The 1461-nt window shown below is 39.4% G+C and carries 1 protein-coding gene and 1 pseudogene; both read right to left on the minus strand.

The annotated features are described in order from the left end of the window. Nucleotides 1-216: 216 nt before the first annotated feature. Nucleotides 217-507 (minus strand): annotated as a pseudogene (locus QM409_RS10700) (transposase); the annotation flags it as partial. Nucleotides 508-529: 22 nt separating this feature from the next. Then, nucleotides 530-1231: an IS110 family transposase gene (locus QM409_RS10705; RefSeq protein WP_414305731.1), complete on the minus strand. Its 702-nt coding sequence runs from the start codon at nucleotides 1229-1231 to the stop codon at nucleotides 530-532. Nucleotides 1232-1461: the final 230 nt, after the last annotated feature.

The raw sequence follows: 1461 nt of genomic DNA on the forward strand, positions 1-1461 counted from the left end.
AAAAAAGACAGTAAAAAGCTCAAAAAATCACTTCCTGTGCTATACTGTAATTGAATTTTTTTTAGTTTTGGCGTTAGAACTGTTTCCTTAGTCCTAGCGCCTTTTCTTTTTGATAAGTCTGCTTGGTGGAGAGTAGTTTGTAAATGATTCTGAGAATCTTATGAGCACAAGCAATAATCGCCTTCCTCTTTGGGAAATTCGATTGTAAAAAGAAGAAAAAGCTGGATCCTTAGAATGTGCTGCAATTAATCCCGACAGTGTCAAAGCCTGTTTGATATAGTGATTTCCTTGCGTGATGTGTGAGGATTTTTTAATGCCAGCACTTTCATAAGACCCTGGACAGAGCCCAGCCCATGATGCTAAATGTGCATCGGATGGAAAGGTCGTAACAGTTGGTCCAATCTCAGCTAGAATAGTGGCAGCACAGTTTTCATTCACACCTGGAATGGTTTGAAGTATCCTATTTTCCTCAGGGAAACTCCTTTTCGATGTAGTGTTGAATCTCATCGGTCAATTTTTCAATGAGTTCCTAATACATCTGACACTCCTCTAAGCTCTGGCCTAAGAGGAAGCGGTCTTCTAGTGACAACTTTCCTTCCATCGTTTCAACAAGTTCTTCTGGACTTGCTTTCACTCGTTTCTGAATACAAGGGATAACAGATTCTATATCAATTGTTTCTCCGTTAATGAATAATTTTAAAAGTGCTTGCCCCGTCTTAGAAAAAATATCAGAAAGATAACTGCTTAGCTTGATATTGGCCCGTTGTAAGAGATTGTGAATTTCATTTTTGACTTGAGTTTGGCGTTGCTTGTAAGAACGCATGCGACATGTCAGTAAACGAAGCTGTACCACTTCAGGGGCAGGGATATAGGAAGGTTCAATCAGTCCGCAACGGCCGAGTTGAGCAATCCATTCAGCGTCCTTCACGTCTGTCTTACGACCGGGTACATTCTTGATATGTTGAGGATTGGCAAGTACTAAGACGAGATCAGAATCTGAAAAGATAGTAAAGAGAGGGAGCCAATATTGCCCAGTACTTTCAAAAAAGACATGTGTGATATGGTTTTTCACCACCCAATCTAAGGCATTGCGAAGAGCTACTGTAGTTGTCCCAAATTTCTTCTGAATTTTCTTTGGTTTATTGGTATCTAGTGGACAGTCTAGAATACAACAAACAATGGATTTTTGGTGGACATCAATACCACAACACGTTTCAATCATGACTTCCATTATAAAAACCTCCTGTTAACTATTTGAACAATAGAACAAGAGGCTACTAGTAAGATATTTTCATGCTCAAGGCATATTCGAGTTAGCTCACGACTCTTATTCATCCAGTTTTTTATACAGGCTAGGAAAAGCCCTATTAAACACCACGGTTTGGTATTGTTCGCCTTCATTATAGGCTAAACTTCTTTTTCTGTCATGAGTTAGCAGGATCTGCCTGCTTGGAGTTTTTT

The organism is Streptococcus mitis, from assembly GCF_047465045.1.
GTDB classification, from domain to species: Bacteria; Bacillota; Bacilli; order Lactobacillales; family Streptococcaceae; genus Streptococcus; species Streptococcus mitis_DT.